Genomic DNA, 6,697 nt, shown 5'->3' on the forward strand with positions numbered 1-6,697 from the left:
GGGGTGAGCGGGAGGCTCAGACGGCGGCCGGGTCCTCCTCGACGAGGAGGTTACGGGTGCGGTTCGGGTCGACCGGGATGCCGGGGCCCATCGTGGTGCTGATGGCGGCCTTCTTGATGTAGCGACCCTTCGCGGCGGACGGCTTGAGACGGGTGATCTCCTCGAGCGCCGCGGCGTAGTTCTCCACCAGCTTGGTGTCCTCGAAGGACGTCTTGCCGATGATGAAGTGCAGGTTCGAGTGCTTGTCGACGCGGAACTCGATCTTGCCGCCCTTGATCTCGGTGACGGCCTTGGCCACGTCGGGGGTGACGGTGCCGGTCTTCGGGTTCGGCATCAGGCCACGCGGACCGAGCACACGGCCGAGGCGGCCGACCTTGCCCATGAGGTCCGGGGTGGCGACGACGGCGTCGAAGTCCAGACGGCCCTTCGAGACCTCGTCGATCAGTTCGTCGGAGCCGACGATGTCGGCGCCCGCGGCCTCCGCGGCCGCAGCACGGTCACCGGTCGCGAAGACCAGGACCCGGGCAGTCTTGCCGGTGCCGTGCGGCAGGTTCACGGTGCCACGGACCATCTGGTCGGCCTTGCGCGGGTCGACGCCCAGACGGAAGGCGACCTCGACGGTGCCGTCGAACTTGGTCGTGGAGGTGTCCTTGGCGAGACGGACGGCCTCGAGCGGGGCGTAGAGCTTTTCCCGGTCGACCTTGGCGTCCGCAGCGCGGAGAGACTTGCTGCGCTTGCTCACTACTGCTCCTGAGTGTTCTGAAGGAGTCGTGGTACGGGCCGAGCAGGCCCTGCCACGCGCGGCCGAAGCCGCATGTCTGCAACGAAAGTGGGGGTCAGCCCTCGACCGTGACGCCCATGGAACGCGCGGTACCGGCGATGATCTTCGCGGCGGCGTCCAGGTCGTTGGCGTTGAGGTCGGGCAGCTTGGTCTGGGCGATCTCGCGGACCTGCGCCTCGGTGATCTTGGCGACCTTGGTCTTGTGCGGCTCGCCGGAGCCCTTCTCGATGCCCGCGGCCTTGAGGATCATCTTGGCGGCCGGAGGCGTCTTGGTGATGAAGGTGAAGGAACGGTCCTCGTAGACCGTGATCTCCACCGGGATGACCCAGCCACGCTGCGACTCGGTCGCGGCGTTGTAGGCCTTGCAGAACTCCATGATGTTCACGCCGTGCTGACCCAGCGCGGGGCCGACCGGCGGAGCCGGGTTGGCGGCACCGGCCTGGATCTGGAGCTTGATGAGCCCCGTGACCTTCTTCTTCTTGGGAGGCATTGCTCTCCGGGTCCTTTCGGTTCGGGTCCTGCCTGCACCCGGGGACCACCCGAACGCAGGCATACCGCACAACGATAACGGGTATAGATGCGCGGCCAAAAACCGAGCAGGTCAGGCAATCGTGCGAGCGATCGCCTGACCTGGTCGGAAGCTCTTCCGGGAAGAAGCCAGTTCTTCTGGATCTAGCTCTTCCGGATCTAGTTCTTCTGGATCTGGTCGAAGGAGAGCTCGACCGGCGTCTCGCGGCCGAAGATCTCGACGAGGCCCTTGACCTTCTTCGAGTCGGGGTTGATCTCGTTGATGGTCGCCTGGAGCGTGGCGAACGGGCCGTCGGTGACGGTGACCGAGTCGCCCACCTCGAAGTCCAGCACCTGGACCTCGACCTTGCGCTGCGGAGCCGGCTTGCCCTCGGCCTCGGCGGCCTCGCGGGCGGCCTTCTCCTCGGCCTCCGGGGCGAGCATCTTGACGATCTCGTCCAGCGTCAGCGGGTACGGGTCGTAGGCGTTGCCCACGAAGCCGGTGACACCGGGGGTGTTGCGGACGACACCCCAGGACTCGTTGGTCAGGTCCATGCGCACCAGGACGTAGCCGGGAAGCTTGTTCTGGCGGATGGTCTTGCGGTCGCCGTTCTTGATCTGGACGACCTCTTCCTGCGGCACCTCGGCCTGGAAGATGTAGTCCTCGACGTTCAGCGAGACGGCACGCTGCTCGAGGTTGGTCTTCACGCGGTTCTCGTAACCGGCGTAGGTGTGGATGACGTACCACTCGCCGGGGAGGGTGCGCAGCTCCTCACGCAGGGCCTGGATGGGGTCGACGGGCTCGGCCTCTTCCTCGGCGACCTCGTCCTCGACGGTCTCCTCGGCGGTCTCGTCGTCGGCGTCCTCGTCCGCGTCGTCCGCGTCGTCCTCGTCCACGACGGTCAGAGCGGCCTCCTCGGCCGGCTCCCCCGCTTCGGCCTCGGCAGCCTCGAACTCGTCCTGCTCGTCCGCGCCCTCGACGATGTCGAGCTCGTCATCGACCGACTCATCGGGCTCGATGGCGTCGTTCAGGTTCGGGTCAGACACGATGGCTGCTTCTTCCTGGATACATAGGGGTGGAACATGCGAAAAGGGGCGCCGGGTACCTCGGCGCCCTTCGCTCTAGGCTCAGCCGAAGACGTACTTGGCGGCGTGGCTGAGTCCATAGTCAATCACGGTCACAAGGCCGATCATGATGACGACGAAGACGATCACAACGGTCGTGTACGTCGTCAGCTGATTACGCGTAGGCCAGACGACCTTGCGAAGTTCAGCGATGATCTGGCGATAGAAAAGCGCGAGGCGCTTCAGCGGGCCCTTCTTGGCGCGCTTGCCGCCCTTGCGAGCCTTCTTCTTGGACTCGGGCGCCTCGTCCTGGGCATCAGGCGTGTCGATGGAGCCCACGGCGTCCGCCATTCGTCCTCACCTGTTCCCGGGTCGTGGCCGTGCCGCGCCCGGTCTGAGCCGCACGGCGGTGCATTTCTGTACGTACATGCGCACACATCCTGGCGAAGGTGTGTGTAGCAGGGCCGGAGGGACTTGAACCCCCAACCGCTGGTTTTGGAGACCAGTGCTCTACCAATTGAGCTACGACCCTTTGTGTGTCCCCAACGTACCGCATCCGACCGAGTGCTCGGTGTGCACCGGCTGGCACGGCTGCTGAAGGCCAACGAGGTGAGAGTGTACGTGTTCCTGGGCGCCTCGTCGAACAGAAAGCGCCCGCCCGGGCCCCTCAGGCGGAAGATCGCCGGTCGGAAGCGCCAAGATCGCCCAGGCCACTGCACGGTTTCCGGACACTTGTTCAGGTCCTGGTCCGGTGCTGTTCAGTCTGTGAAACCCCCGTGCCGGGGGAGTTTCCGGTCTGAAACGATGGGCTCCATGAGCGCTGCAATCCCTCCCACCGAGCGCCGGGTCTCCGCCCGCATCGGCGCGATCTCCGAGTCTGCGACCCTTGCCGTGGACGCCAAGGCGAAGGCCCTCAAGGCCGCCGGGCGTCCGGTGATCGGCTTCGGCGCGGGTGAGCCCGACTTCCCGACGCCCGACTACATCGTCGAGGCCGCTGTCGAGGCCTGCAAGAACCCCAAGTACCACCGCTACACGCCGGCCGGCGGCCTGCCCGAGCTGAAGGCCGCGATCGCCGCGAAGACCCTGCGCGACTCCGGCTACGAGGTCGACGCCTCCCAGGTCCTGGTGACCAACGGCGGCAAGCAGGCCATCTACGAGGCGTTCGCCGCCATCCTGGACCCGGGCGACGAGGTCATCGTCCCGGCGCCGTACTGGACGACGTACCCGGAGTCGATCCGCCTCGCCGGCGGTGTCCCGGTCGAGGTCGTCGCCGACGAGACGACCGGGTACCGCGTCTCCGTGGAGCAGCTGGAGGCGGCCCGCACCGAGAACACCAAGGTGCTGCTGTTCGTCTCCCCCTCCAACCCGACCGGCGCGGTCTACACCCGCGCGCAGATCGAGGAGATCGGCCGCTGGGCCGCCGAGAAGGGCCTGTGGGTCCTCACCGACGAGATCTACGAGCACCTCGTCTACGGCGACGCGGAGTTCCACTCCCTGCCGGTGGTCGTGCCCGAACTGGCCGACAAGACCATCGTGGTCAACGGTGTCGCCAAGACGTACGCCATGACGGGCTGGCGCGTGGGCTGGGTCATCGGCCCGAAGGACGTCATCAAGGCCGCGACGAACCTCCAGTCGCACGCCACGTCGAACGTCTCCAACGTGGCCCAGGTGGCCGCCCTGGCCGCCGTCTCCGGCGACCTGGACGCCGTGGCGACGATGCGGGAGGCCTTCGACAGGCGCCGCAAGACCATCGTGCGGATGCTCAACGAGATCGACGGCGTGCTCTGCCCGGAGCCCGAGGGCGCGTTCTACGCCTACCCCTCGGTGAAGGCGCTGCTGGGCAAGGAGATCCGCGGCAAGCGTCCCGCGGACACGGTCGAGCTGGCCGCGCTCATCCTGGAGGAGGCCGAGGTCGCGGTCGTCCCCGGTGAGGCGTTCGGCACACCGGGCTATCTGCGGCTGTCGTACGCGCTGGGTGACGAGGAACTCGTCGAGGGCGTGAGCCGGGTCCAGAAGCTGCTGGCGGAGGCGCGGGACTGACGTCCACCTCGCGTCGCGGGGGTCACTTCCGAATTTTCGGAGGTGGCCCCCGTTGCTGTGTGCGAGCAAGACCACGTTCGGGGAAAGAGCTACCGGCGCGGCGGTGACGTACGGCAGGATCTTTGGATGGAGCGTGTACGTGATGTCTCTGAGCTGCCGAAGGCCCATCTGCACCTGCACTTCACCGGTTCGATGCGGCCCGGCACCGTGCTGGAACTGGCCGACAAGCACGGCGTCCGCCTGCCCGACGCGCTGACGGAGGCGCTGACGAGCGGCGAGCCGCCGAAGTTGCGGGCGACGGACGAGCGGGGCTGGTTCCGCTTCCAGCGTCTGTACGACGCCGCCCGGTCGTGCCTGCGGGAGCCGGAGGACATCCAGCGCCTGGTCAGGGAGGCCGCCGAGGAGGACGTACGGGACGGCTCGGGCTGGTTGGAGATCCAGGTGGACCCGACGTCGTACGCGCCCCGTCTCGGCGGTCTGATCCCCGCTCTGGAGATCATCCTGGACGCCGTGGAGACGGCGTCGCGGGAGACGGGCCTCGGTATGCGGGTCCTGGTGGCCGCGAACCGTATGAAGCACCCGCTGGACGCCCGCACCCTGGCCCGCCTGGCCGTCCGCTACGCCGACCGGGGTGTGGTCGGGTTCGGGCTCTCCAACGACGAGCGGCGGGGCATGGCGAGGGACTTCGACCGTGCCTTCGCGATCGCGCGGGAGGGCGGCCTGCTGTCCGCGCCGCACGGCGGCGAGCTGACCGGGCCGTCCTCGGTGCGCGACTGCCTGGACGACCTGCACGCGCAGCGCATCGGTCACGGGGTGCGGGCCGCGGAGGACCCGCGCGTGCTGACGCGGCTGGTGGAGCGGGGCATCACCTGCGAGGTGTGCCCGGCGTCGAACGTGGCGCTTGGCGTCTATGAGAAGCCGGAGGACGTTCCTCTGCGCACGCTCTTCGAGGCGGGCGTGCCGCTCGCTCTCGGCGCGGACGACCCCCTCCTGTTCGGCTCCCGGCTGGCCGCCCAGTACGACATCGCCCGCCGCCACCACGCCTTCACCGACGAGGAGCTGGCGGAACTGGCCCGGCAGTCGGTACGGGGGTCGGCGGCGCCGGCGGATGTGAAGGCGAAGCTGCTGGCGGGGGTGGACGACTGGCTGGCGCAGCCGGTGTGAGGCCGGGTTTGGTCGGGTTTCAGAGGCTGACGCCGACCGTCACCGGTTCGTTGACCAGCGTGATCCCGAAGGCCTCTCGCACCCCGGCGACGACCTCGCGGGCCAGCGTCAGCAGGTCCTCGGTGGTCGCCTCGCCGCGGTTGGTGAGGGCGAGGGTGTGCTTGGTGGAGATGCGGGCGGGGCCGGTGCCGTACCCCTTGGTGAAGCCGGCCTTGTCGATCAGCCAGGCCGCGGAGGTCTTGGTGTGTCCCGCCCCCGCCGGGTAGGCGGGGGGCTCGACGCCCTCGCCCAGGCGCTCCTTCACGCGCGCGTGGAAGACGGCGAAGTCGGCGTCGGTGAGGATCGGATTCGTGAAGAAGGAACCGGCCGACCAGGTGTCGTGGTCCTCGGGGTCCAGCACCATGCCCTTGCCGGCGCGCAGCTTCAGCACGGTGTCGCGAGCGTCGGAGAGCGGCACGCGGTCGCCGGGCTCTACCCCGAGTGCGCGGGCCGTCTCGGCGTACTTGAGCGGTGCGGAGAGCCCTCCGGCGTCCTCCAGCTCGAAGCGGACGCGCAGGACGACGTAGCGCTCGGGGTCGGCCTTGAAGCGGCTGTGGCGGTAGGAGAAGGCGCAGTCGGCGTTTGTGAGGGCGACCGTCTCGCCGGCGCGACGGTCGTAGGCGATCACCTCGGTGATCGTGGAGGACACCTCCTGGCCGTACGCCCCCACGTTCTGGATCGGTGTCGCACCGGCCGACCCGGGGATCCCGGCGAGGCACTCGACCCCGGCCAGGCCCGCCTCCACGGTCCGGGCCACGGCGTCGGTCCACACCTCACCGGCGGCGAGCTCCAGCCGGGTGCCGACGAGCTCGTACCCCCGGGTGGCGATCCGCAGCGCGGTCCCCGCGAACCCCTTGTCCCCGATCACGAGATTCGACCCGCCGCCGACCACCAGCAACGGCGTCCCGGCGGCGTCGGCCTCCCGCACCGCGTCGATCACCTCGGCGTCGGTGGTCGCGGTCAACAGCCGAGTCGCGGGGCCGCCCAGCCTGAAGGTGGTCAGCGGGGCGAGGGGAGCGTCGTGGAGTTCCAGCACGCGCTCAAGAGTACGAGACCGTGGGGTGCGGGGGTGCGGGGTGTGCGGGGGGGGCGGGTGCGGGG

At 68.8% G+C, this 6,697-nt stretch carries 7 protein-coding genes and 1 tRNA gene; 2 read left to right on the forward strand and 6 right to left on the reverse strand.

The window, feature by feature from the left end:
* Window positions 1-16: 16 nt before the first annotated feature.
* The 5 genes from rplA to IG99_RS32905 form a co-directional block, all read right to left on the reverse strand.
* Window positions 17-742, reverse strand: a complete 726-nt coding sequence (rplA, locus tag IG99_RS32885; protein ID WP_037680495.1) for a 50S ribosomal protein L1 — start codon at window positions 740-742, stop codon at window positions 17-19.
* A 94-nt stretch (window positions 743-836) separates the two neighbouring features.
* A complete protein-coding gene (gene rplK, locus IG99_RS32890; protein WP_003998857.1) occupies window positions 837-1,271 on the reverse strand; it encodes a 50S ribosomal protein L11 in 435 nt (144 codons plus the stop codon).
* A gap of 197 nt (window positions 1,272-1,468) precedes the next feature.
* Entirely contained in the window at window positions 1,469-2,335 is an 867-nt protein-coding gene (nusG, locus tag IG99_RS32895; protein WP_037680497.1) for a transcription termination/antitermination protein NusG, read from the reverse strand.
* An 81-nt stretch (window positions 2,336-2,416) separates the two neighbouring features.
* Window positions 2,417-2,704: a preprotein translocase subunit SecE gene (secE, locus tag IG99_RS32900; protein WP_037680499.1), complete on the reverse strand. Its 288-nt coding sequence runs from the start codon at window positions 2,702-2,704 to the stop codon at window positions 2,417-2,419.
* A 108-nt stretch (window positions 2,705-2,812) separates the two neighbouring features.
* Window positions 2,813-2,885: transfer RNA gene (locus IG99_RS32905), tRNA-Trp, on the reverse strand.
* A 281-nt stretch (window positions 2,886-3,166) separates the two neighbouring features.
* Here IG99_RS32905 and IG99_RS32910 point away from each other — a divergent pair.
* Both IG99_RS32910 and IG99_RS32915 read left to right on the forward strand, forming a co-directional pair.
* Window positions 3,167-4,393: a pyridoxal phosphate-dependent aminotransferase gene (locus tag IG99_RS32910; protein ID WP_037680501.1), complete on the forward strand. Its 1,227-nt coding sequence runs from the start codon at window positions 3,167-3,169 to the stop codon at window positions 4,391-4,393.
* Window positions 4,394-4,519: 126 nt separating this feature from the next.
* On the forward strand, window positions 4,520-5,557 hold the full coding sequence (locus IG99_RS32915; RefSeq protein ID WP_037680504.1) for an adenosine deaminase: 1,038 nt from the start codon (window positions 4,520-4,522) through the stop codon (window positions 5,555-5,557).
* Window positions 5,558-5,576: 19 nt separating this feature from the next.
* Here the strand turns inward: IG99_RS32915 and IG99_RS32920 are convergent, their stop codons facing one another.
* Window positions 5,577-6,632 (reverse strand): UDP-N-acetylmuramate dehydrogenase, encoded by a 1,056-nt coding sequence (locus IG99_RS32920; RefSeq protein ID WP_037680506.1) that lies wholly within the window; start codon window positions 6,630-6,632, stop codon window positions 5,577-5,579.
* Between the last annotated feature and the right edge of the window lie 65 nt (window positions 6,633-6,697).

It is taken from the genome of Streptomyces griseus subsp. griseus (assembly GCF_000720255.1).
Taxonomy (GTDB): domain Bacteria; phylum Actinomycetota; class Actinomycetes; order Streptomycetales; family Streptomycetaceae; genus Streptomyces; species Streptomyces griseus_I.